The sequence below is a fragment of the Rahnella laticis genome, assembly GCF_015644585.1.
GTDB lineage: Bacteria > Pseudomonadota > Gammaproteobacteria > Enterobacterales > Enterobacteriaceae > Rahnella > Rahnella laticis.
Genome location: NZ_JADOBI010000007.1, coordinates 1 through 25,098, shown reverse-complemented (window position 1 = coordinate 25,098; position 25,098 = coordinate 1). Strand labels below are relative to the sequence as shown.

The 25,098-nt window shown below is 55.9% G+C and carries 19 protein-coding genes; 7 read left to right on the top strand and 12 right to left on the bottom strand.

Annotation, left to right across the window (positions count from 1 at the left end):
- Positions 1–62 precede the first annotated feature (62 nt).
- The 5 genes from IV433_RS16265 to IV433_RS16245 form a co-directional block, all read right to left on the bottom strand.
- Entirely contained in the window at positions 63–848 is a 786-nt protein-coding gene (locus tag IV433_RS16265; protein ID WP_101078820.1) for an ABC transporter ATP-binding protein, read from the bottom strand.
- Positions 848–1,729: an ABC transporter permease gene (locus IV433_RS16260; RefSeq protein WP_195815175.1), complete on the bottom strand. Its 882-nt coding sequence runs from the start codon at positions 1,727–1,729 to the stop codon at positions 848–850. The genes IV433_RS16265 and IV433_RS16260 overlap by 1 nt, the downstream gene beginning before the upstream one ends.
- Before the next feature lie 17 nt (positions 1,730–1,746).
- Positions 1,747–2,727, bottom strand: a complete 981-nt coding sequence (locus IV433_RS16255; RefSeq protein ID WP_195815176.1) for an ABC transporter substrate-binding protein — start codon at positions 2,725–2,727, stop codon at positions 1,747–1,749.
- Between the two features lie 233 nt (positions 2,728–2,960).
- Positions 2,961–3,542, bottom strand: a complete 582-nt coding sequence (locus tag IV433_RS16250; RefSeq protein WP_195815177.1) for a HutD/Ves family protein — start codon at positions 3,540–3,542, stop codon at positions 2,961–2,963.
- Positions 3,539–4,912: a formimidoylglutamate deiminase gene (locus IV433_RS16245; protein WP_195815178.1), complete on the bottom strand. Its 1,374-nt coding sequence runs from the start codon at positions 4,910–4,912 to the stop codon at positions 3,539–3,541. The genes IV433_RS16250 and IV433_RS16245 overlap by 4 nt, the downstream gene beginning before the upstream one ends.
- Positions 4,913–5,153: 241 nt before the next feature.
- On the opposite strand from IV433_RS16245, the gene hutC reads away from it, so the two are divergent.
- The 3 genes from hutC to hutG all read left to right on the top strand — a co-directional run bounded on the left by hutC (position 5,154) and on the right by hutG (position 8,230).
- The gene (gene hutC / locus IV433_RS16240; protein ID WP_195815179.1) at positions 5,154–5,954 is read left to right on the top strand and encodes a histidine utilization repressor; all 801 of its coding nucleotides are present in this window, start codon (positions 5,154–5,156) and stop codon (positions 5,952–5,954) included.
- A gap of 180 nt (positions 5,955–6,134) precedes the next feature.
- Positions 6,135–7,397, top strand: a complete 1,263-nt coding sequence (gene hutI, locus IV433_RS16235) for an imidazolonepropionase (protein WP_370530267.1) — start codon at positions 6,135–6,137, stop codon at positions 7,395–7,397.
- Positions 7,394–8,230 carry an N-formylglutamate deformylase gene (gene hutG, locus IV433_RS16230; protein ID WP_195815180.1) on the top strand — a complete coding sequence of 279 codons (837 nt, stop codon included), beginning with the start codon at positions 7,394–7,396 and terminating at the stop codon, positions 8,228–8,230. The genes hutI and hutG overlap by 4 nt, the downstream gene beginning before the upstream one ends.
- Before the next feature lie 774 nt (positions 8,231–9,004).
- Here hutG and IV433_RS16225 read toward each other — a convergent pair.
- The 5 genes from IV433_RS16225 to bcsR are packed head-to-tail and all read right to left on the bottom strand — an operon-like array spanning position 9,005 to position 18,192.
- A complete protein-coding gene (locus IV433_RS16225; RefSeq protein WP_326838660.1) occupies positions 9,005–12,295 on the bottom strand; it encodes a cellulose biosynthesis protein BcsC in 3,291 nt (1,096 codons plus the stop codon).
- 4 nt (positions 12,296–12,299) lie between these two features.
- Positions 12,300–14,657, bottom strand: a complete 2,358-nt coding sequence (bcsB, locus tag IV433_RS16220) for a cellulose biosynthesis cyclic di-GMP-binding regulatory protein BcsB (protein ID WP_195815181.1) — start codon at positions 14,655–14,657, stop codon at positions 12,300–12,302.
- On the bottom strand, positions 14,654–17,269 hold the full coding sequence (gene bcsA / locus IV433_RS16215; RefSeq protein WP_195815182.1) for a UDP-forming cellulose synthase catalytic subunit: 2,616 nt from the start codon (positions 17,267–17,269) through the stop codon (positions 14,654–14,656). Before bcsA ends, bcsB begins: the two co-directional genes overlap by 4 nt.
- A 1-nt stretch (position 17,270) precedes the next feature.
- Positions 17,271–17,990, bottom strand: coding sequence for a cellulose biosynthesis protein BcsQ (gene bcsQ, locus IV433_RS16210; protein ID WP_195815183.1), 720 nt, complete (start codon positions 17,988–17,990; stop codon positions 17,271–17,273).
- Between the two features lies 1 nt (position 17,991).
- Positions 17,992–18,192, bottom strand: coding sequence for a cellulose biosynthesis protein BcsR (gene bcsR, locus IV433_RS16205; RefSeq protein WP_195815206.1), 201 nt, complete (start codon positions 18,190–18,192; stop codon positions 17,992–17,994).
- 203 nt (positions 18,193–18,395) lie between these two features.
- Here bcsR and bcsE point away from each other — a divergent pair, with 203 nt between their 5' ends.
- The 3 genes from bcsE to bcsG are packed head-to-tail and all read left to right on the top strand — an operon-like array spanning position 18,396 to position 21,879.
- Positions 18,396–19,994: a cellulose biosynthesis protein BcsE gene (bcsE, locus tag IV433_RS16200; protein ID WP_195815184.1), complete on the top strand. Its 1,599-nt coding sequence runs from the start codon at positions 18,396–18,398 to the stop codon at positions 19,992–19,994.
- A 5-nt stretch (positions 19,995–19,999) separates the two neighbouring features.
- Positions 20,000–20,233 (top strand): cellulose biosynthesis protein BcsF, encoded by a 234-nt coding sequence (gene bcsF / locus IV433_RS16195; protein WP_195815185.1) that lies wholly within the window; start codon positions 20,000–20,002, stop codon positions 20,231–20,233.
- Positions 20,230–21,879 (top strand): cellulose biosynthesis protein BcsG, encoded by a 1,650-nt coding sequence (bcsG, locus tag IV433_RS16190; RefSeq protein ID WP_195815186.1) that lies wholly within the window; start codon positions 20,230–20,232, stop codon positions 21,877–21,879. The genes bcsF and bcsG overlap by 4 nt, the downstream gene beginning before the upstream one ends.
- Positions 21,880–22,569: 690 nt before the next feature.
- Here bcsG and IV433_RS16185 read toward each other — a convergent pair.
- Positions 22,570–23,268, bottom strand: a complete 699-nt coding sequence (locus IV433_RS16185) for a FadR/GntR family transcriptional regulator (RefSeq protein WP_195815187.1) — start codon at positions 23,266–23,268, stop codon at positions 22,570–22,572.
- A gap of 196 nt (positions 23,269–23,464) precedes the next feature.
- Between IV433_RS16185 and uxuA the strand changes: the two genes are divergently transcribed.
- Positions 23,465–24,649, top strand: a complete 1,185-nt coding sequence (gene uxuA / locus IV433_RS16180) for a mannonate dehydratase (RefSeq protein WP_195815188.1) — start codon at positions 23,465–23,467, stop codon at positions 24,647–24,649.
- 88 nt (positions 24,650–24,737) lie between these two features.
- Here uxuA and IV433_RS16175 read toward each other — a convergent pair.
- Positions 24,738–25,098: hypothetical protein (locus tag IV433_RS16175; protein ID WP_229893428.1), on the bottom strand; the 361-nt coding region annotated here is incomplete at its 5' end.

The window sequence follows — 25,098 nt, the reverse complement described above, 5'->3', positions numbered from 1 at the left end:
CCCGCCGGGTGTTTATGCAATACCTGACACAACAACGTTCAATGCTTACCCGCAGGGAGAGATCAGTGATCCATCGTCTGCAGTGTTTCGGTACGGATTTCTTCCGTCACCCGCGCTTTCAGCGCCATAAATTCCGGTGACGTTTTCAGGGTGTAATCACGCGGATGCGGGAAGTCGACGGCTATTTCTGTCTTAATCCGCCCCGGCCGCGCACTGAAAATGGCCACTTTATTTGCCATGAAAATCGCTTCGTCGATATCGTGTGTCACGAACAGCACGGTTTTACGCGAGGATTCCCAAATCGACAGCAGAAGTTCCTGCATCATTACGCGGGTCTGGTTGTCGAGCGCGCCGAAAGGTTCGTCCATCAGCAAAATTTTCGGGTCATTCGCCAGCGCACGGGCAATGGCGGTGCGCTGCTGCATGCCGCCGGACAACTGGCGGGGAAAATGCTGCTCAAATCCGCGCAGCCCGACCTTATTAATAAAATAGTCGCTGCGCTCTTTTTGCGCCGCTTTGCTGACACCGCGTTCCTGTAAACCAAAACGGATGTTTTGTTCCACCGTCAGCCACGGAAACAGGGTGTAGCTTTGAAACACCATGCCCCGGTCAGCGCCCGGCCCGTCAACCAGCTCTCCGTCAAGCCAGACTTCCCCGCGCGTCGGCTGATCCAGCCCTGCCACAATGCGCAAAAGCGTGGATTTGCCGCAGCCCGAAGGCCCGAGAATGGTGATGAAGTCATTTTCATTAACCTGATAATCCACCGGCAACAGCGCCTGCGTTTTCTCGCCTTTCGGGCCGGTGAAAATACGTTCCACCTGCCGGACACTCAGTTTCGGATGGCTCATCACAGTGAACTCCAGACAAACAGGCGGCGGTTTGCCGCTTTAAATAACAGGTCAGAAAGCAAACCGATGCAGCCAATCACGATAATGCCGAAGATCATTTGCCCGGTATTGAGAAGCGCCTGACTGTTAACAATCATATGGCCGATGCCGCTCGATGAACCGATAAGCTCCGCCACGATGACGTATGTCCACGCCCAGCCCAGCACCAGCCGCAGCAGCTCGGCAATTTCAGGCGCGGCACCCGGAATAATCACCCGGCGAACCACGCTCTGATTCGTCGCACCCAGCGTGTACGCGGCTTCGACCAGATCACGTCGCGCAGCGCCCACCGTCACGGCCACCATCAGGGTTATCTGGAAGAAGGAGCCGATGAAAATCACCAGAATTTTCTGCATTTCACCGATACCCGCCCACAGGATCAGCAGCGGAACAAACGCTGACGCAGGCAGATAACGGCAAAACGACACAAACGGCTCAAAAAACGCTTCAATCAGTTTGTACGACCCCATCAGAATGCCCAGCGGCACGGCAATGGCGCAGGCCAGAACAAAACCGCCCAGCACGCGCATCACCGTCATGCCGATATCGGTAGTGAAATCGAAATCGGTAAACAGTAAAACGCCTTCCTGCAACATGCTGGCAGGGCTGGCCAGGAACGTCGGTGACACGAATCCGGTAAACGTCACCAGCGACCACAGGGCGAAAAACAGGACAAAAAAACAGAACCCGAGGAAACCGCGTCGCCTTGCGGCGACCGGACGCAAAGGCACCATCATCGGGTTATGCCAGATTTTTTTGCTTGCCGGCAACGGGGCCGGCTCGCGTAAATCTGACGGCGCATTAACGGGATGTACGGCTGCCTGAGTGACAGAACTGTTCATGTCTTTGTCCTTCATGGCTATTTCACGTACTTCGCGTCATATAACGTGTTGATGTCCGGCGTTTTGCGCAGGATTTTCATCTCAGTCAGCAGGCGCGCCGCTTCGTTGGTGAAGGTGACGATTTCACCGCTGAAGAATTTCTTGTTGGCATCGCGATCCTGCCAGCGCAGATAACTGGATTCTTCCGCAAACTGTTTGCCGGTTTCTTTCACCGCAGCCCCCATGATTTCGTTGGATTTCTCAGGGTCTTTCTTGATCATATCCAGCGCTTCAAAGTAGCTGTTAACCAGCGCCTGTGCGGCTTTCGGGTTTTTATCCAGCCATGCAGGCGTACAACCCAGCGTATCCATCACCATCGGATAATCGAGCGTCGTGGCAAGGATTTTGCCTTTGTCCGGGCTCTGGCGGATGGTGGAAAGGTAAGGCTCGTACGTTACCGCCGCATCGTTTTGCCCGGCGATAAACGCATGCGCGGCTGCGTCAGGCCCGAGAGTCGCTAGTTTGACGTCTTTCATCGTCATGCCGTTTTTATCGAGGATCCACGCCAGCAGGAAGTAAGAAGAAGTGCCCGGCGCATCGACGCTGACGGTTTTCCCTTTCAGGTCGGTAATTTTGTTAATCCCGCTGCGCACGGCGATACCGTCCGCACCGTAGGATTTATCAAGCTGCACAATCTGTTTAATCGGTACGCCGCTGGCGTTCCAGGTTAAATAGGTTTCCACCGTAGTCGCCGCGCACTGCAATGAACCGGAAGCAATCGCCAGATGACGGGACTGCTGCGGCACCATTTTCAGCGTGACTTCAAGGCCGTTCTTTTTGAAGATCCCGGCTTTGTCCGCCAGCGTCAGCGGTGCAAAACCTGTCCACCCTGAGATACCAATAGCTACCGGTGTATCTGCCGCCTGTGCCGCGCTGACAGTCACGCTGCCCATCGCTACAGCCAGCCCTAACAAAGACAACGAACGTTTCAGTACAGCCCTGGAAATCATGTTGCTCATCTGCCACTCCTGCCAAAGTACCTGTCGGGGGAACGCCTGAAGCGGTGAAAAAACCTCAGGCCAATTGCGCTACTGTATATTCTTGTCTATACAAGTCAGTCAACTGTATTAAAGCAAGCTTTGTGCCAGTTCCGGCAGAGGCCGTTTTACGTCGTTTTCTGTCTCACACTGCCCGGTGACCCGGCAGCGGATGAATCAATTCGGTGCGCCGCACGCTCTTTTTTAGCGCACGGTTAACGCGCGATTTTTGCCCGGAGCAGAAGGCCGTTGTCCGAAAGCGCCGTGATTTCCACGCTTTTACCGTCGTGGTTCGCATCAGCAAGAGTGGCGTGGTAGAACCCTTCTCCGCCACCAAACTGGCGACCATCCGGCCATTGCCATGTTCCGCGGATGGCGTACAGCACACCGCCATCGTTAAGAGAAACACAGAGGCTTTTAGCGGTGGAAATCACCTGCGCGGAACACACGTTGCGGCGGGTCATGATATTGAAATCTGTCGTTGTTCCGCCCGGCAGACTTGCATTCAGCGCGATGTCTCCGCTGAATGCGAAAGGCGTACCCGTTTCACTGAGATGATGATTAATTTCCGGTTCGCAAAGCAGGTGAACGCCCCCACCGCTCAGCAACGTGATAGAGCGGTCAATGCCGGGAAATGCGGAAAACGGACCGTCCTGCGCGATGGTGGCAATGCTGGCGCGCCAGTCGAAATCGGTTTTACCCGGCGGCCAGCTGAGGATTTCGCGGGTTTCGCCGCCACCGTTTTTCCACGGGCTTACCGGTAAGTTCTCAAAGGAGAAATGCTGCCAGTTCGTCATGCGGCATCCTCTGCCAGCTGATTCAGCAGGTGCAGGAAATCTTCCGCCGCTTCCTGTTGCTGTTCATGCTGCCCGCCGACAATGCGCGCGACACCGCCGACGAACACATCGCGGATTTGCCCGGTATTTCCTGCAAACAGCCAGCGGTTAAGCAACTCGCTGTCTCTGGCGGCGGAAAGATAAGGATCCTGCCCGTCGAGCACCAGCCAGTCGGCGCGGTAGCCTGCGGATAACTGCCCGATTGCCGCACCGCACGCCTGCGCGCCGCCCTGTAAGGCCTGTGTATAAAGCACATCGCCGACGGAATTTTGCGAGGTTGTGGTCAGACGGTTCCGGCGCTGGTCGCGCAGCCGCTGGCCATATTCAAACCAGCGAAGCTCTTCCACCACGTTGAGGGACACATGGCTGTCGGAGCCAATTCCCCAGCGGCCAGATTGCGCGAGGTAATCCACACCGTGGAAAATGCCGTCGCCAAGATTGGCTTCTGTCGTCGGGCAAAGCCCGGCAACTGCCCCACTGTTCGCCATGCTCGCCAGTTCAAACCGGTCGGCGTGCGTGGCGTGGATCAGGCACCAGCGGGCATCGATGTCGAGATTGTCATACAACCAGGCGATCGGGCGCTGCCCGCTCCAGCCCAGACAATCGTTCACTTCTTTTTGCTGCTCGGCGATATGGATATGCACCGGCGACTGTGTATCGCCCGCCGCCAGCACCTGCTGCATTTGTTCGAGCGAAACGGCGCGCAGCGAATGGAAGCACAACCCCTGATTTTGCAGCGGCTGGTTTTTAATCTGGCTGCGGATTATGTCCTGCTGTTGCAAGTAACCGTCAGCATCCTGAATAAACCGCTTTTGCCCGGCCTGCGCGGGCTGAGCGCCGAATCCGGCGTAGGTGTAAAGCACGGGCAGCATGGTCAGGCCGATGCCGGTTTGCGCGGCCGCCTGGCTCAGATGCGCGGCCATTTCACCGCGACTGGCATAAGGATTTCCGCTGATATCGTTGTGGAGATAGTGGAATTCGGCAACTTGCGTGTAGCCACCTTTAAGCATTTCGATGTACAACTGACGGGCGATAACGCCAACCTGTTCAGGCGTCAGGCGCCGGACCATGCGATACATCAGGTCACGCCATGTCCAGAAGCTGTCCTGCGGATCACCGGCGACTTCCGCCAGCCCTGCCATTACGCGCTGAAAAGCGTGAGAGTGCAGGTTTGGCATCCCCGGCACAACCGGGCCGGAAAGGCGGATACAGCCTTGTGGATCACCACCGGGCGTCACGGCGCTCAGTGTTCCGGCGGCATCAACGTCCAGACGCACATTGTGCGACCAGCCGTGGGCAAGTAAGGCGCGTGAAGCAAAATAAGCAGGCATAACAGCATTCCTGATCAGCAATGAGAAACATAAACGCAATTTTATAGAAACAATTGCAAAACTTTTAAGCGACTTGTCTATACATATACATATGCCTGATTGCGCTGTAAACTTGCAACAATCCTTTTTTTATAAATTTAGTTTTCCGTCACGCCTTTCCGTTTCTTTTCCTGAAGGGAAACTGGCGTACATTCCGGGAAACTTTCCAGATACCTGTGAATTTTTTTGAGAGGTCAGAGACATGTCGGAGCCCACACCACTTTCTTCGCAAAGTGCAGCGCAACAGGGAGTGTCTCAGCAGACATTGTCCGAACTGGCTGCGGCCATGAGCGACACGCCCGCGCCGATTTATCAGCGCGTGAAACAGGCGATCATCGGGCAGATCCGCGCCGGTGTCTGGAAACCGCATCAGCGCGTGCCTTCTGAAAGTGAACTGGTCAACGAACTGGGCGTCAGCCGCATGACCATCAACCGTGCGCTGCGCGAGCTGACCAGCGAAGGTTTTCTGATTCGCATGCAGGGCGTTGGGACGTTCGTTGCCGAAGCCAAGGCCTACACGCCGATGCTCGAAGTGCATAACATCGCCGATGAAATTGCCCAGCGCGGGCACCGCCACGACAGCAAAATTCTGGTGTGCGAAGCCCGTCTGGCCGACGCAGAACAGGCGCTTCAGCTGGGTATTGCACCGGGCGCCATGCTGTTTTACTCGCAGATTGTGCATTACGAAAACAATGTGCCGGTGCAGATTGAAGACCGTTTTGTTAACCCGGAAACTGCGCCGGATTACCTTCAGCAAGTGCTCAATAAGCAAACGCCTTACACCTATCTGATGGAAATCGCACCGCTGACTGCCGGTGAACACCGCGTTGAAGCCGTCGGTGCCAGCGATGAACAGCGCGAGCTTTTGCAACTCAGTGAGCATGAGCCCTGCCTCCTGATTCATCGCCGTACCTGGAGCGGCAGCCGCGTAGTGACTTCGGCGCGCCTGATTTATCCGGGTTCCCGTTACCAGCTGTTTGGGCGTTTCACCAGCCACGGCTGATGCCCTTTCATTTCGCCATACCCTAATCGCGGCCGTTCCAGGCCGCTATGCTTTCGTTTAAATTTTGGAAGACGTCTCGTAATAAGAAAAAACTATCGCTGGCTGCCTTGCCGGTTCAGCGGTTATGCGTTAGGTTGACTTTAGTTGTCTATACAAGATGAATTCAGCCTGGAGCCTGTCATGCCGGTAGCACTTTCCCCCCGTTTGTCTTCCGAACCGCCCTCTCACTGTGACAGCGTATGGCGCGGCGCCACGCTCGTCACCATGAAAGACGGGCATTACAACCTGATCGAAAACGGCGCGATTGCCGTCACCGGCGGCAAGATTGTCTGGACAGGCAGTGCCGCGGATTGCCCGGCCTTTTCTGACGCAAAACAGCACGATTTTGACGGCGGCATCATCACGCCGGGTTTTGTCGACTGCCATACGCATCTGGTGTTCGGGGGCGATCGCAGCGCTGAATTTGAACAGCGTTTGAACGGTGTAAGTTATGCCCAAATAGCGGCAGCAGGCGGCGGAATTCTCTCGACCGTTAACGCCACGCGTGACGCCACAGAAGATGAACTGCTGGCGCAGGCGTTATTTCGCCTCAAACCGCTGCTGGCCGAAGGCGTTACCTGCGTTGAGATTAAATCCGGCTATGGCCTTAGCGTGGAAAGCGAGCTGAAAATGCTGCGCGTGATCCGCAGGCTGGGAGTGATATTGCCGGTTGAGGTGAAATCCACCTGCCTTGCCGCGCACGCCCTGCCGCCTGAATTTAAGGGCCGCGCCGATGAGTATATTGACCTGATTTGCGACACGTTGCTGCCGGTGGTCGCCAGCGAAAATCTGGCCGATGCGGTGGATGCGTTCTGTGAGCATCTGGCGTTCTCGCCGGATCAGGTTGAACGGGTATTTACGGCTGCTGCGGCGCTGGGTTTACCGGTCAAACTGCACGCGGAGCAACTTTCTTCGCTGCACGGCAGCGCGCTGGCAGCCCGGCATCACGCACTCTCCGCCGATCATCTTGAATACGCCACGGAAGACGACGCCAAAGCCATGGCCGCCAGCGGAACGGTCGCCGTGTTACTGCCGGGTGCCTACTATTTGCTGCGCGAAACGCAGTGCCCGCCGGTGGCGCATTTCCGCCAGCATAACGTGCCGATGGCGCTGGCAAGCGACGCCAATCCGGGAACCTCTCCGGCGCTTTCGGTGCGTCTGATGCTCAATATGGGTTGCACGCTGTTTCGTCTCACGCCGGAAGAAGCGCTGGCCGGGATCACCTGTCACGGCGCGCGGGCGCTGGGATTACAGGAAACGCACGGCACGCTGGAAACGGGCAAAGTCGCTGATTTCATCCACTGGCCGCTGTCGCGACCGGCAGAACTGGTTTACTGGCTGGGCGGGCAGTTGCCCTGCACTATCGTTTATCGCGGAGAAATCCGGGGAGAATTTCGTTCATGAGCCTTTCAGCAGCTAACGTCATCGCCGATCCTTACCATTTCATTCCCGGCACAGCACCAATACTGATCAGCATTCCCCACGCAGGCACGCACCTGACGCCGGAAGTCGCCAGCGGGCTGAGTGACGCCGCCCTGCCGCTTTCCGATACCGACTGGCATATCCCGAAGCTGTATGACTTTGCCCGCGCGCTGGGTGCCAGCATTCTGGTCGGCCAGTATTCGCGTTTCGTGATTGACCTGAACCGTCCGTCCGACGATAAACCGCTCTACACCACGGCCACGACCGGTTTGTATCCGGACACATTGTTTGACGGGCGTGCCACCTTTAAACCGGGAATGACGCCGACTGACGCTCAGCGTCAGCAATATCTCGATGAAATCTGGCAGCCGTATCACCAGAAAATTCAGTCAGAACTGGCGCGGATGAAACAGGAATTCGGCTATGCGCTGCTGTTTGACGCCCATTCAATTGCCTCCGTGATCCCGCGTCTTTTCGACGGCCAGTTGCCGGATCTGAATCTCGGCACCAACAGCGGTGAAAGCTGTGCGCCCGCGCTGAGTGAAATCCTCGAAAAAACCTGCCAGCAGCAGACGCGTTTCACGCATGTCCTGAATGGCCGTTTCAAAGGCGGGTACATCACGCGGGCTTATGGCCAGCCGGAAAACGATGTGCATGCTGTTCAGCTTGAACTGGCGCAGGTGAATTACATGGAGGAAATTGAGCCGTTCAGCTATTCAGAGGACAAGGCCTCTGAACTCCAGGCTTTGTTGAAGCCATTGCTGGCGGGGATGCTGGCATGGGGATCGGAAAGATATAAACAGGGCGCTGTTTAATCACGCTTTTTAACGCTGACGCTTGGTGTGATCAGGTGTAAGTTTCGGTTTCTCACTAGCCGTGAGGCGATTTCAAAGGACCGAGAAAATTTCGGTTTCTCAATTGCAGTTATTACTCAGCGCCGGGTGCCGAAACCGACCAAAAGGGGAAAGTGCTTTTCCCCTTTTGGATTTCCCCACGCTTTCTCAACACGCGCTCCGCTCGCTGGCTATGTTTCAGCAGCCGCAGCTATTGCCGCGAAATCTTGCCGCTGCGCGGTTCCCTTGCTCGGTTTCGAGCCACAGGTCTCGAAACACTTCGCTCGGCAAGCTTTCTGAAAGCGGCTAACAGCTATGTAATTCTGCAAGCTTTCACGAACGGCTGGTTTGCTCCTCCCCCTGCGAAGGGGGAGGTCGGGAGGGGGTTTAGCAGGCCACTAAGCCGCTAAAACCAACACCCCATCCCGGCCTTCCCCTCGTGAGAGGGGAAGGAGAAAACCAACAATCGGCCTGCATCTATCTTCCGAATGATATAGCCTCTGGCCGCTTTCAAAACGACGTCGAGTGAGGAGTGAGAAACAGCGAGAATCTTTTTTCGAGCAGGTTCGAAGCCGAGGCGAGAGAACCGCGCAGCGGCGGCGTTTGCGGCACTAACGGTAGCCGCTGAAACATAGCCAGCGAGCGGCAGCACGCAGTTTAAGAGCCCGGGATTCTCAAGGGGCGCGGCGATAGGCGCTCCTTGAGGCCAGTTTGGGTGGCAACCCAAAATCTTAGCGCCCAATGCCCGCTCCGGGATTACTTAAAGTCCGCATACGGCACTAACGGCTCCGGCGGCATATCCAAATCCCCCTGCCATCCGCTTAAGGAATATCTCGCGTAGAGCAGATAATGACTCGGCGTGTAATCCTTCGCCTGCTGGATGTCGACCCCGGCGCCCACTGTCCAGTGAGAACTGACGCGACGTTCGACCAGCGCCTGAATCGTGTAACCAAACCCGGAACCGCTGCTGCCGGTTTCGACGGCGCCTTTGTCCGGCAGAGAATCAGGTATGAGATTCTGGATCGGATAGCGCTTTTCATCGCTGGTGGATGAACGTGACCACGAAACCGAACCGCCCAATTGCCATGACCAGTTTTCGGTGCGCTGGCGATAATTCACCGGTACCGATAAAGAGAAATACTGCTGCGGACTGTAGTAACCACCTTGCCCCAGCGTGTAGCCGCTGAGATCTTTCTGGTAATGCCACAGCATGGAGCTGAGGCCGACGGTCGCGCGGCGGTTATCTTCGTTAATAACTTTGTAGTAATAGCCGCCCATCAGGCGTTCGCGGGTGTTGTCTTCGACGTTTTCACCCGTCAGCTGATGTGCGCTGACGTCTGCCCAGACGCCGTTTGCCAGCCCCTGATCGTAGCTCAGGCCCAGGCTGGCACCGGTCGCGCGAACGCCGCCCCAGGTGGTGCCGGTTCCCGGGTCTTTTGCACCGGCAAAGGAAAGCAGTGAGCTTGAAACCGGACGGCGTGAAACGGTGGTCGTCCAGCCGATATCGCCCCAGTCTCCGCTGTAAGCCAGCCCGCCGACCCAGTCAACGACCGGGAAGCCCAGCGGCGTGGTGCCCAGATCCCCTTTCCATTTGTCGTTTTCCCAGCCCGCGCCAAGGCTGACGCCGTTGGCCGTCTGGCTGCGGTAGCTCCGGCAGTTCTGATCACTACAGGTCCCGAAACTGGCTTCGTAGTTGCCGTTTTCGTTGTCGAACGTTCCCGCATCCATACGCACCCAGTCGGCACGCAGGAATCCACGCCCCTGATAAACCGGCATATCCGCCTGGAACATGGTGGTGTTGGCGGTGAGGTCGGATTTCCCCGGCGTCCCGCTGGAGGTCCAGGAGTCGGTGTCCACCGTGAAGTTCACATCCTGCTGACGGTAAAGGTCATGCGCGTCCGAGCGGATACCACGTTTCAACCAGTCATCGCTGGCGTTGTTACGGGTCAGACGGGTGTAACTGTCGTTGTCCTGCGGCTGTTTGTCGGTGATCCCGCTGGCAATCATCGCCTGTTCGTAATCCTGACGCGCCAGTTGCGGCTGACCGAGCTGTTCTTCGACGTTTGCCGCATTGCGGTAAATCAGCGCTTTGTCCTGCCCGGCAGGTTGAGTTCGTGCTGCGGTTTTCAGCGGTTGTAACAGTGCGGCGGCGCGTGAGGTTTCGCCCACGTCCAGCCACGCCATCGCGACACGGCGTTGCTGATTCAAGCTCATGCCTTTCAGATCGGCGGCTTGCAGCCGTTGTTTCGCCTGCGATTTGTTACCCGCCGCTATCGCGGTATCAATGCCGGTGAGGGTTTTATCGAGCTGAATGCGCTGCGCCATTTCACGCATATTGTCGTTCCACTTCGTTTCCGGCAGCGTATGCAGATGGCGAAGCGCCGCGTCATCGCGGTCAGAACCGGAAAGGTAAAGTGAATATGCGTAAACCTGCTCCGGATCCGCCGGGCGTTTTGCCGCAAGATGCGCAAAAGCGGCGTCGGCCTGCGCCGGTTCTCCGGCTTCACGCAGCGCATTAGCGTAGTGGTAGGTCGTCCAGACGTCATCCGGATTGAGTTTCAGGGCTTCGGCATAACGGTTCGCCGCCTGATTCCACTGGTGGTTAGCAACATACTTCTCGGCCTGTGCGGTGACAATGTCACTTTGCAAACCACGTTGTTTATCAATCAGTTTGGCCTGAGAAGCAGCCGGTAATGAATTGAGGTAATCGAGCGCTTTTTGCGATGACTGACGCTGATAAATATTCACCAGCCCGCGCTGGGCGCTGCTGTTATCACGTTCAAGACGCAGCGCATGCAAATAAGCCTGCCCGGCCTGGGGGTCATTTTTGCGCGCCACGGCAACATCACCGAGGCCAATCAGCGCCCACGGATCGCGTGAGTCGATGCGCTGCGCCTGTTTGTACGCCGCTTCGGCCTGATCAAGCCGGTTGGCTTTCAGCGCGTTATCGCCCTGACTGATTTTCAGCCAGTAACTGTTGGTCTGGATCAGACTGGTCCATTTACCGGAATTATAACCGTCAGTTTCGGCGGCTTTGGCCCGTTCGAAAAGATTCAGCGCCTGCTGGCGGTTACCGGCGCGGGAATACGCCAGCCCCATCGCGCCCAGCACTTCGGCATCATTCGGTTTGGCCTGCAACGCCTGTTTAAGCGGAGCGATCGCGCCGGTTGAACCGCCGTTGCTGACCTGCGCCAGCCCGCGAACGCGTGCCTGATAATGAGGATCGGCCAGCAAACCCTGCTGACGCTGAAGCTCCTGCTGTGCCGCAATCACCTGCGGGCCGGTATCAAACGTGGCAATAAATTGTTGCAGCGCGTCAACGCTGGCATTACTCACCGGCTGGTCTTTGATTTTCGCCAGCCACAAATCAGCGGCGGGTGAACGCCCTTCGTTGGTGGAGGCAATCTGTTTCACCAGAACCACGGCTTTGGCGTTATCGCCCTGTTCAAAGGCCATCTGCGCCAGCTGCAAACGCAACTGCACGTCGCCCGGATACTGGTTATTCAGCGCCTGTAACTGCGCCTGCGCACGCGCTTTTTGCCCCGGAAGACGGGCAACCAGTTGCCAGTATTCTACGGCCAGATCTAAGGTTGGCGGCTGGCCATCAAAGAGCTGATCGTATTGCGCTTTCGCTTCATCCAGACGCCCTGCCGTTGCCAGCAAACGCGTCTGCTGGAGTTTTTGCTGCATCTCCGGCGAGGCGATCTTCAGGCTCAGCTGCGCCTGACGGTATTCGTCAGAACCCGGCGCCACCTCTTTAATTCTTTCCAGCTGTTGCTGCGCTTTAACCTGGTCGCCTTCCCGCAGGGAAAGGCGCAGGCGTGCGGACAACACTTTTGGATTTTTCGGATCCATTAATTCAAGACGAAACAGCGACTGACGCACCAGATCGTCCTGATGGCTGGCTTCCCCGACACGGACCTGTTCCAGCAACCACTGTTCAGGGGAAACCACCGGCGCCGAAATTGACGGCGCGGCGATCAGAGCCAGCCCCAGCGCCAGGGCCAGCCGGTTGAAAATAAACGGTATTCTTCGACGCGTGTTCACAAGCTTATTCCTGGTCATCATCAGACAGACGACGACGTGCCAGAGAACGCAGGCCGGTCCACAGTAAGATTGCAGCCAGAATCACCACAATAACCGCCATCAGTGCCAGCAATGCAGGATGGTTTGCCAGCCCATTCCACACGCGTTCCCACCACGGCAGATGGCCGACATAGTAGGTATCCCCGACTTTCAGACTGCTCACGCCGGAATCGCGCACCACGGTCACAGAACCAAAGACCTGCGCCCGTTGTTTCGCGTCCTGCATCGAGGTGTTCAGCATCTCAAAGCCTTTCTGACCGTTGGCCATCAGTGCCACAACGCTGCGCTGGTCAAAGTAAGGCGACTGCAAACCGACGATGGCCGCAATCGGCCCCTGCGCGCTGATCTGCGTGCTTGTGTCGACGCGCGCATCGCTGGCCGGAGCGGTGTTGTCCGGTAACGCAGCCTGACGGATTGGCGTGTTGACCGCATCACGCGCCGCATCCAGCAGCAGGTTGGCTTTTTTGTCATCACGCAGGGTGTCGTCTCGCATGCCTGCGGGCAGGTTGCCGATCACCAGCAAATCTGCGTCGGTGGTTTTCGCTTTTGCCGCGTCTTCCGTGAGGCTAACGCCGAGTGACGGATAACCGGTCAGTGCGCCGATATTGCCCATCGCATCCAGTAATGTGGTGAGCTGAACCGGCTGCGGCTGCGGCTGAACCAGTACCAGCGTCTGTGACAAATCGGCCATGCGGCTGAACGGGAAACCGGCGTTGGCAAATGCACGCAGATCCGGCATCGCCATAAAGTGACGGTAACCGGAGAAGTCGATGGTGGAACTGTCGTCGATCACGACGTGGTTCGGCACCGTGGTGTAGGTTTCGCAGCGTCCTTCCATTCCGCTAGCCAGCAGCGAGGTGTAATCGAAGTCAAAGCGCATCTGGTTTACCGCGCCGAGTTTAAGCGCCGGAATGTTCAGGTCTTTGCTGCCATCGAGCAGCCCCTGTAACAGGGACAAATGCAGAAGCTGCGAATCTTCGTCATGACCGGCTTTAAGGGTTAAATCCTGCACAAACTGGTTATTCAGGCTGATGCTCAGACGGGAGGTATTTTTCAGCTGCGGCGAGGTGTAGCGATATTTCAGGCGCATATCGATACCGGTGCTGTTAATCAGGAACAGGTCTGGCGGCAGATTGATGTTCATGGTGATCGGGTTCGGCTGGAGGCCGTCCGACTGCAACTGTTCCGCGTACTGTTTAAGCTCGCCGAAGTTCATCGGACGGTCTGTCCGCACCCAGTTTGGCGCGTCGTAAGGCTGGCGGGGCTGGATATGATCAACGTTATCCACGCTGACGGTTTCGCCACGGAACAGGATATTGCCCTGCGAAATGCCTTTTACGGCAGTCAGCAGATCGTTGTCATCGCGTCCCAGAATCAGCAGCATTTTGACGTAAGGATTGTCCGCGCGGCTGACCATCTGCACGACCGGCCCTTTCACCGGCGGCAGGTCTTTCAGGAAATCAGGACGTTTGTCGTTGGTGGCAAACACTACGGCGTGGCTGTCCGGCAGCTGGTTGTACAGCGTCGGGAAAGACTGCCCGCGCCACTGCGCTTTGGCACCAAACCATGATGCCAGAATGGCGGCCGCCTGTTGCTGGCTGGCGTCCGGAGACGCGGCAAACACCATCGGTAAATCCAGCGGACGGCTGTCGCGCGCATCAAAGAACGGCACCGGGAAATGCGCCAGATCGTTGCTGAGCGGCAGTTTCTGGTATTGCAGACTGAGCGAACTGCCCTTGCCGATTTCCAGCCACAGCGTGGTGTTAGCCGGATTTTCACAGACGTTCTGATAATGGCCGATAAACTCCAGCCGGATGCGGTTGAAGTCGGTGATGTAGCGCGGGTCAATGACCATCTGTAAGTGATTTTTCTTGCCGAGCTGGTCTTTATCAATCACTTCAACGCCCATCAGCTGGTCGTTGAGATACACCTTGAGGTGCGACTGCACCGGAATTAATGACGGCGACGGCGTGAACTCAAGATTGAGGGTGGACTGCGTCACCACTTCGTCACTGCGCACACCAAATTCAATTTGCCCGTTGGGCTGAATACCGCGCAGGGTAATCGCTCCCGGCGTCGGGGCGACATCCGCGAACGGCAGCGTCACGTTGCGTACCGGCGCACCCGGAATAATCATCGGATTGACCGCCGGCGCAACCATCGGCAATAGCACCTGCGGTGCAGGCGTATTTTGTGCGGCGTCGGGTGCTGGAGCATTGCCCGCGCGCGCCGGTGCCTGCTCGCTGAAGGCCGGAGCCGCTGAACCCAAAGCCAATGTCATCAAAGCGGATGCCATTAAAGTCGTCAAAGGAAGTCTTTTCATTGTTTAGTCATCATCAGGTTGGATTCATCAGGCTGAGCAGACAGCGGCGGATTGCGTGGAGCAAAAGACAGCAACCAGCAGCCAAACGCCTGTGTGCCGGAGGCCAGAGGGCGATATTGTTTCGGGGCAATGTCCAGCATCCGCAGATAACCGCGAATACCCAGCCCCATCACTTCACGCAGGCTTTCCATAGGTTTGTCTTCCGGGAAATTGTCTTCACGCAATACCCAGCTGTCAGCACGGGCAAAGGTACATTGAATGAAATCGATATGCTGTTGTGTGGTTAAAGGCTGAAGCTGCATGCCGATGCTTTTGCCAAATACACGGCTGATTTGCATCGGGAAAGTATATTCCTGCTGACCACGGTGAAGCAGCAACGTGACGTTGTCACCCGCCTGAAACTGGCTGGCACTCTCGGTTTCCAGCCCGACACCGTTGTCAGAGTAGTCCTGCACGGTACAGACATAAATGTGTCCGTCCGGGCGCATTAATGACGCCGGCATTTTGGCTTCCACGCGGTGAGCCTGGCGCACCTGCTTGGATTCGAACGCCACCGCGATCGCCCCGCCCAGAATAATCATGTTGTAAATCACCCACGCCATACTCACCAGCACGGTGAGAATTTCGTCGGTGCGGCCATACATCACGCGGTAAATCCCAAAGAACAGACCGGCCAGATTAAGCAGCATCAGCACCTGATACGGGCGGCTGATTTTCCAGTCGACATACGCATGTTTGTTCAGGCCGCCTTTTGCCGTGACGTTAAAAGTCCCGGCGTGCGGATTAAACAGCGCGATGGTCGTCGGCCTGGCGATATACCACGCCAGCACGGTTTCGTAGATTTCATTCCAGAAGGAGTGGCGGTATTTCCCCTGCACCCGCGAGTTGGTCAGGCTGGCGTGGATCATGTGCGGCAACACGTACAGCGCGATGGCCAGCGCAGGCGCGTAAATCACGTAAGCGTGCAGCAGCAGGAACGCCAGCGGCGCAGTCAGGAAGATCAGCCGCGGAATGCCGGCCAGAAAGTGCATCATGGCGTTGGCATAACACAGCCGCTGCGCCAGTTTCAGCCCTTTGCCAAACAGCGGATTATCAAGGCGGAAAATCTGCACCATCCCGCGCGCCCAGCGGATACGCTGGCTGACGTGCGCTGAAAGGCTTTCTGTCGCCAGACCGGCGGCTTGCGGAATGCGGATATACGCCGAGCTGTAGCCGTGGCGGTGCATCCGCAGCGAGGTGTGTGCATCTTCAGTGACGGTTTCCACCGCAATGCCGCCGATTTCATCGAGCACGTCACGGCGTAACACCGCGCATGAACCACAGAAGAAACTGGCATCCCACAGGTCGTTACCGTCCTGCACCAGCCCGTAGAACAGCTCGCCTTCATTTGGCGTGCGGCGCATGCGGCCAAGGTTGCGTTCGAAGGGATCAGGTGAGAAGAAGTGATGCGGCGTCTGCAACATGCTGAGTTTTTTGTCTTTAAAGAACCAGCCTACGGTCAGTTGCAGGAAAGAACGCGTTGGCACGTGGTCGCAGTCAAAAATAGCTACCAGCTGGCTTTTGGCATATTTCAGCGCGTGGTTAATGTTCCCCGCTTTCGCATGTTCGTGCGTTTCACGGGCAATATACTGTACCCCGATTTCATGCGCAAAATCGGCGAACTCCTTGCGGTTGCCGTCATCGAGCAGGTAAATGGTGAGTTTGTCGCGCGGCCAGTCCAGCCCGAGCGCGGCATACAGCGTCGGTTTCACCACGCTCAGATCTTCGTTATAAGTCGGGATCATCAGATCCACCGTCGGCCACGTCGATACATCCGCAGGCATCGGCACCGGTTTACGGTTTAGCGGCCAGATGGTCTGGATATAACCGAGCACCAGCACCGTCCAGGAATAGGTTTCCGCACCCAGCAGCAGCAAGCCGCAAATCAGGCTAAGCGGATCATCCCAGTTTAACGTCGAGGTATAACGCCACCATAAATAGCGGCAGGAAATGGTCAGCGAGAGAACAATCAGCATCAGCGCGGGGAATCGCCCCGGGATCCGCCGGATAATCATCGCAATGCTCCACAACAGCACCACGAAAACAAACTGCGCGATATAGCCGAAAGGCTGCGAAATACAGAACATCGCCAGCGTAATCGCCACCAGGCTGGTCAGGATAATCAGCACGCGTTTGCCGAGGCGGTTCATTTTACCAATGCGGCGTGTGACACGAATTTCCAGCGGGTTCTGTTTTACCTGTTTCGGCAGCGATTCCAGCCACAGAATGACTTTCTCACGCAGGCGCTGCGGCCACCGGGTGTAAACGATGCGCTCGCGCAGGCCGTTCGAAGGAATAATCACCAGCAACCACAGGCTCTGAACCAGATAACGCAAAGGATCGGCCAGACGTGGTTTTGACGGTGAAAATTGCGGATACCAGCGGGTGCGCCGGGCTTGCACATTTTGCCAGGAAGGCGATTCAAAACGCAGAAACAGCCAGCATACAGCGATACAAAAGACCATCGTTCCCGAGGCCAGCCGTGAAGCACGACTGGCACGATACCGCCGGTAGCGGTCTTGTAATTCAGACACCACCGGTGGCACGAGGAACAGGTTGAGCAGGCGGTTCATTTTATCGGGCTCCGCGCAAATTCAGCAGGAACCAGTTCGCCAGCGTGTTAATTTCGCGGCTGATTTTACTGTTTCCTTTCCACTCGCCGACCGGTTGTTTGGCCGCCAGAGATTCGGCCATCGCTTCGTCGCGGTGTAAAATAACCGGGATCATGGTCGGCAAAGTTTCCTGCCACAGCAGCAAAATGTCTTGCTGCAACTGGCTGGACGGCACGAACTGATTCACCAGATACCGGCCATTCGCCGGTAAAGCGCGCTGATGGAGACGGATATGAGATTGCGAGTCGGCGTGAAGTAAAACAAGCGTGCTGTCGGCGATGGCTTGTGCAGGCAGCGGATCGGCGGCGGGAGAATCAATCAGGATCCAGTCATAAACGCCGCTGTTTTTGAGCTGCGTGATGGCTTTTTTCCAGTCAAATTCTGGTGCTGCCCCGCTTTGTGCACGGTCACTTTCAGGGCCGATATTACCGTAAGGTAAAAAGTCCAGATGCGAGTGATAACGCATGGCGGATTTCTGCCAGGGTTCACCGGCATTAAAGGCTGAACGCCAGCCGCGCGTCTGTGTGAAAGGCATTCCGAAATGCAGACGCAACAAATTTTCCGGTGAAAAGTCGATCACCAGAACCCTTTCATTGAGTTGCGCGAGCCCCCAGGCCAGCGCTGCGGTGACTGACGTCGTCCCCGTGCCGCCACGAAATCCCTGTAACGCAATGACAGACATATTAGTTTTTCTCCGCGCCGTGTTTATCGTATTGCGCCAGTTCAGCCAGTAACGGCCAGCGTGACATTAGTTGCGGAATTTTTTCTTTACGGGCGACATCCACGTAATTTAATTCAGTTAAAGAAAAAAGGTGACTCAGCGCAAAGAAATCATCATCTTTTGACGGCTCGGATTCTTCCGAGTCTACAATATTGGGCCCCACCGTTCCTCCTCCCTGCTTCAATCAAAATGCTGGCAGTCTGGCACGAAAAAATTACCGATCACATACCGGCATTTTAGTATCAAACATAATTGTGAAGTATTATGATTATTTAATGTAGCAATGATAGAATTTATTATACTCACATTTATCAGTGTGTCCCAAGCAGACTTTTTATCTAAAACGAATACAAGCAGATTAACTATATGGCACTCTCCTTTTCATTGGGCATGAAGCAATACTGGAATGGATTAGCCCAAATGCAGGCCCGGGGGCTTTACTGGGTCAACGCTGACAAACAGGAAGCCGCGTATCACCTGTGCGGACAGGCTCTTGAAGCTCAGCAGGGCGAAACACCTGTCACTGTATTTTTCCCACAGCACAATTTAATTTGCGCTGAAGAAGAAAATAGACTAAATGACGACGACATTCTTCTCTCTCATTTGAAGAAACACCCCAGGCAAACGTTTTATTACCAGTTAGCCGACGGCAAGAAAGCGTTTCTTGGATTGCCAGGCGATATTAATCGTTTGCCTCGTCACCCTGCGTTATTAATGATCTTATTACTTCCTGTCACCTCCTGGCAGATGCTAAATGATAAACAATTCGCCCGCTGGGTGAGTGAAATGCGTACCAGCGCGAATAGTAAAGAAGCAACAATCCTTATTATCTGCTACGGCGCGGGTATTAATGCGGTTAAAACTCAGCTGCATTTATATCATCGCAATATATATGGTCTTGCTGATTTAAAAACCGATACCGTCCCGAATCAGTGGGGCATTTCCTGGTGGCACGACGGATTAGGGGCGGAAGCGAACACGCTCTATCCGCTGACACCACGCCAGACCGGCTGGGAAATTCAGAAAAACGTCCCTGCCTCCGTGGCCGAACAGGCCGGTGACGATCAGTGGATGTTGCTGGCGGAGCGGTCGGTGCTGGAAGGCGCACCGGCGCTGTCCGAGCGCTGGTTCCTGTTTGACAGTAATGAAGAACTGGCAGAAAGAGCCGCACACGCCCGCTCGGCGACGGTCATTTTTGCCCTGAGCGGCAATGACGCCGTAGAAGTGATGGCGCGCCAGATCCACCGTCTGCGTATGCAGCGCGGTACGGGTTTGAAAATTGTGGTGCGTGAAATGAATTCTTCCCTGCGCTACGTTGACCAGCGTTTATTGCAGGCCTGTGGCGCAAACCTGGTGGTTCCGCACGCCGCGCGGCTTTCCAATTTCCTGACGCTGCTCGACGATCTGCAAAACCTGACGTTTACCCGCCACGTGCAGGATGATATTGAAACCCTGCTCGACAGCCGGTTACCGACGCACCATAAAGGCTATCTGCCGCTGCCGGTTTTTTGCAGCGTCATGAACGATATCTGGAACCATGCTTCACTGGCGACTGAATCGCGCGGTTTGCTGATTTCGCTGCGCCCTGCCGCCGGGATCAGCCCGCAGCAGGCGATGTCGTTGTGTTCCCTGCGCCGCGACGGCGATATTCTTACCGTGACCGAACGGCATCTTTATTTGTTCCTGTCGAACTGTCAGGTCAGCGATGTCGAGAACGTTCTGGCCTTCCTGTTTAATCTGCCGGTGAAAGACGTTTTCACCAGCCAGACATTCTGGAGTCAGGAGCTGGATATTCAGACCGAAGTCCGCCGTCTTGCGGCTAAACCGCCGATGGCAAAAGCCGTGACCGGCCCTGAAGCCTATGTGCCACAAAAAGCAGAACCGCTGAAACGCGCGCAGGTCCACGCCCCTGTGCCGGTGACGCTCGCGTTAAACGACACGCCTGTTCAGCAGCAGCCGGAGTAAGCGAAATGGATATCCAGGACATCATTGAGATTTTTATTCTGGCTGCGGTGATTTTTATTCCGCTCGGATACGCCTTGCGCAGCCGCCTTCCCGGCTGGAAAAACCGTCTGGCGACACGTTTTCTTTCACCTCGTTATTTAACCCCGATGACAGTCAGCATGATCAGTAAGAACCGCAAACGTTCCGACGCGCTGACTGATGTTTCTCCGGTTACAGGGAAATCCAAGACTCCACTATGAACGAACCGAATTCTTCTTCACCGCGTTTGCGGATCTGGCAATCCTGGCGCGGACTTGGCGCCTGGAACTACTATTTCTTACTTAAATTCGTTCTGCTTTCACAGGGTTATCTGAATTTCGACGCGCTGAGCAATCTGGTATTTGCCGCCGTATTATTATTCCCGTTGCCTTCGCTGCGTCTGCACCGCTGGCGCCAGTGGATTGCCCTGCCGTTTGGTCTGGCGCTGTTGTATCACGACACCTGGCTGCCGGGCTGGCGCTCAATTATGAATCAGGGCGCGGACGTCGCGGGTTTCAGCGTGAGCTATCTGCTTGAACTGGCAGACCGCTTTATAAACTGGCAGTGGATTGCCGTCGGCTTTGCGCTGCTGGTGGGTTATCTGTTTATTTCCCAGTGGGTGCGCCTGACCACGTTCACGGTTATCGCGCTGCTGTGGGTGAATCTGAGCGGGATGATTACGCCGTTTTTCGCGCACTCTCCGGCGGCCGTGGTGGCACAAAACAGCCCCGCCGCGACCGCTGCCACTCCGGCGCAGGCAGCCGGTGATAACACCGTTAACGGCCCGCCGACCAATGCCAATCTGAGTGCTTATCTCGAGCAGTTCTACCAGAACGAAAGCCACAAGGCGACGAAGTTCCCGGACGCATTGCCTGCGGATGCCCAGCCTTTCGACCTGCTGGTCATCAATATCTGTTCGCTGGCCTGGTCGGATCTGGACGCCGTGAATCTCTCCAGTTCTCCGCTGTGGTCGCGTTTCGATTTCGTGTTCAGTAATTTCAATTCAGCGACCGCCTACAGCGGCCCGGCGTCGATTCGCCTGCTGCGCGCCAGCTGCGGCCAGACATCGCACCACAATCTTTACCAGCCTGCCGGTCAGCAATGTTATCTGTTTGACGATCTGGCGCGTCTGGGCTTCACCAGTCAGCTGGCGATGGATCACACGGGCGTGTTTGGTAATTACATCGGCAACCTGCGTGACGATGCCGACATGAAAGCCCCGCTGATGTCACAGGCCGGTCTGGGTTATGAACTGACCTCCTTCGACGGTTCGCCGATTTTCAACGACGGACAGTTGTTCTCCCGCTGGCTGGAAAATCAGGAAAAAGCAGGCACGGCGCGTACCGCCACCTTCTTCAACCTGATCCCCCTGCACGATGGCAACCGTTACGTGGGCAGCAACAAGGGCGCGGATTATCATAACCGTGCACAGACCCTGCTCAGCCAGCTCAATACCTTTATGGATCAGTTGGAGAAATCCGGACGTAAAGTGATGCTGGTGGTTGTGCCGGAACACGGCGCGGCGCTGGTCGGCGATAAAATGCAGATTTCGGGCCTGCGCGACATCCCAAGCCCGGGGATTACGCACATCCCTGTCGGCGTGAAGTTCTTCGGTATGCAGGCGCAGCACGCCTCATCGCCGATGAAAATCGACGGCCCGAGCAGCTACATGGCGATTTCCGAAATGGTTTCCCGCGCTGTTGATGGCAAAGTCTTCACCAGCCCGACGATGGACTGGAAAACCTTCGCCTCCAACCTGCCGCAGACTCCGCTGGTTTCAGAGAATGAAAACTCGGTGGTGATGGAATATCAGGGGAAAATTTATATCCGGTTAAATGGCGGAAGCTGGGTCCCGTACCCGAGTTGAGGGGGGCACTTGCAGTGAGGGGCCGTAAATTGATCGAGAAAGTTTCGGTTTTTCACTTGCAGTGATCGCTCAGCGGCTCGCGCCGAAACCGACCAGAGAGGGCCAGGACGGCCCCTCTCTGGACTCTCCACGTCTTTTTTACTGCGCGCTATCGCTGGGCCGATGGACGTGTTCTGTCATTCCAGCGTGTGGCGCGAAATCTTGCCGCTGCGCGGTGCCTTCCCTACGGGCTTCGAGCCTTGCGGTCTCGAACCCTCGGTCAGCAAAATTTCTGAGCGCGCCATCTCACCACACAAAAGAATCGATTTTGATTCTTCTTCGTTTTTTTAAAATAATGAATAGCATGGCAAGGTTGCGAACTATGAGCCTCTGGCCGCTTTCAAAACGACGTTGAGCGAGAGGTGAGAAACGGCGAGAGTCTGTTTTCGAGCTGGTTCAAACCCGAAGCGAAAGTACCGCGCAGCGGCGGCGTTTGCGGCACTAGCCGGAGTTGCTGGAACATAGCCAGCCAGCGGCAGCGCGCAGTGAAAGAGCCGGAGATTCTAAAGAGGCGCGGCGACAGGCGCCTCTTTAGGCCAGTTTGGGTGGCAACCCAAGGTTTTGAACTTGAGGCCAGTTTGGAGGGCAACCCAAGGTCTTGACGTTGAATTTAGAACTAAAAAGCGCCCCCGATGCCCGCTCAGGCATCATTTACTCCGCAAATAACTGATCGTACACATGTTGTAAATGCCGGCTCATCCGCGCTTTCGCGCCGGCTCCATCTTTCGCCAGAATGGCGTCCAAAATTCCCTGGTGGTCGGCGTTCATTTCACGGGCGAAATCGACTTCGGTGTAATGGCTTTCAAGCCGCATAAACCGGCGGGAACGGCGTTTGTCCCACAGGTATCCCATCATATCGTGCAGGACTTCGTTGCCGGTCATTTCACTGATCATCAGGTGGAAACGGCGGTCGGCTTCGAGAAATGCGTCGTTGTTGGCGTTCAGGCCATTTAGCTCATCGGCGATCTCTTTCAGTTTGGCCCGCTGGTCGTCCGTGCCGTTCAGCGCGGCCAGTTCGGCGGTCATTGATTCGTAAATCTGCCGCGCCCTGACCAGCGATTGCAGGCTGAACTCTTCTTCCGACGTCATCACCGGCGCGGCAGGGGTGGCTTGCGGGAGCGGGTCATTGACGTAAACCCCGGTGCCTGTGCGGATTTCCACCCAGCCGGTGATCTCGAGCGCAATCAGCGCTTCACGTATTGATGAGCGGCTGACGCCCAGCTGTTTGGCCAGATCGCGTTCTGAAGGGATCATCGCCCCCGGCGCGAACTGGCCGGTATTAATGCAATTAATCAATACATTAGAAATCTGGCGATAGAGCCTTTCGACTTTCAGGGTCGGCAAATCCATTATTTTCTCCATGCAGGTGCTGGATCCCAAATCTGTTATCCCGATCACATTAATGATCGGTTCGATGCTGAATCATATGTCGGTCTGATGGCCTGACCAGCAGACCACCTGACCAGACCGCGCATTAAGATTGAACTTATCACCGGCCATGCGTCAACTACATTCAGATGTCAGATAACACTTTTAAGGAAAACACATGGAACAGACTTGGCGTTGGTACGGCCCGAATGACCCGGTTTCACTCGATGATGTGCGTCAGGCTGGCGCGACCGGCGTGGTGACCGCCCTGCACCATATTCCGAACGGTGAAGTCTGGCCGGTGGATGAAATCAAAAAACGTCAGGCACAGCTGGAAGCTAAAGGTCTGGTGTGGTCCGTGGTAGAAAGTATTCCGGTGCATGAGGAAATCAAAACCCGCAGCGGAAACGTCGATCAGCACATCGCCAATTATCAGCAATCCATCCGTAACCTGGCGGAATGTGGCATCGACACTGTCTGCTACAACTTCATGCCGGTTCTGGACTGGACGCGCACGGATCTGGGTTATTTACTGCCGGACGGTTCCCGCGCCCTGCGTTTTGACCACATCGCGTTCGCCGCTTTCGAATTGCATCTTCTGAAACGTGAAGGCGCTAAATCCGATTACAGCGCGGAAGAGCAAAAACAGGCTGCAGATTACTTTGCTGCGATGACACAGGCGGAAAAAGACCAGCTGGTGTCCAACATTATTGCCGGTTTACCGGGCGCGGAAGAAGGCTATACGCTGGATCAGTTCCGTGCGCGTCTGGCCACTTACGACGGCATCGATAAAGCCAAACTGCGCGAAAACATGGCGCACTTCCTGCGCAGCATCGTGCCGGTTGCCGAGCAGTGCGGGATCAGTCTGGCGGTTCACCCCGATGATCCTCCGCGCCCTATCCTCGGCCTGCCGCGCATCATCTCCACCATTGAAGATATGCAATGGCTGAAAGAAGCGGTCGACAGCATCCACAACGGTTTCTGTTTCTGCACCGGTTCTTACGGTGTTCGCGAAGACAATGATTTAGTGAAGATGATGACGACCTACGCCGACCGCGTTCACTTCATCCATCTGCGCGCCACCCAGCGCGAAGAGATCCCGGGCAGTTTCCACGAAGCCGATCATTTAGACGGTGATGTGGATATGGTGGCAGTCATCAAAGCCATCCTGACCGAAGAACAAACCCGCCGCAAAGCCGGTAACCTGCGCGCAATCCCGATGCGTCCGGATCACGGGCATCAGATGCTCGATGACCTGCATAAGAAGACGAATCCGGGGTACTCGGCGATTGGTCGCCTGCGCGGGCTTGCCGAGCTGCGGGGAGTTGAGAGGGCATTGAAGCAAAGTTTTTTTAGCGAGTAACCTCGCGGGGCATCGCTGACCGCAGAGGTTTTGGTTTTTCACTTGCAGTGAAGTGGCTGAACTCTCTGACCGGGAAAATTTCGGTTTTTCACTTGCAGTGATTACTCAGCGGCTGGTGCCGAAACCGAGCAAGGGAGGAAAGTGCTTTTCCTCCCTTGCATCCCTCCTCGCTTTTTTCAACACGCGCTGTCGCTGGGTCGACGGACATGTTCTGCAACACCTGCGTGTGGCGCGAAATCTTGCCGCTGCGCGGTGCCTTCCCTACGGGCTTCGAGCCTTGCGGTCTCGAACCCTCGGTCAGCAAAATTTCTGAGCGCGCCATCTCACCATTCAAAAGAATCGATTTCGATGCTTCTTCGTTTTTCAGAATAATGAATGGCATGGAGAGGTTGCGAACTAAAAAGCCATTAGCCGCTTTCAAAAATCGCGCCGTATGGAGAGGTGGAAAA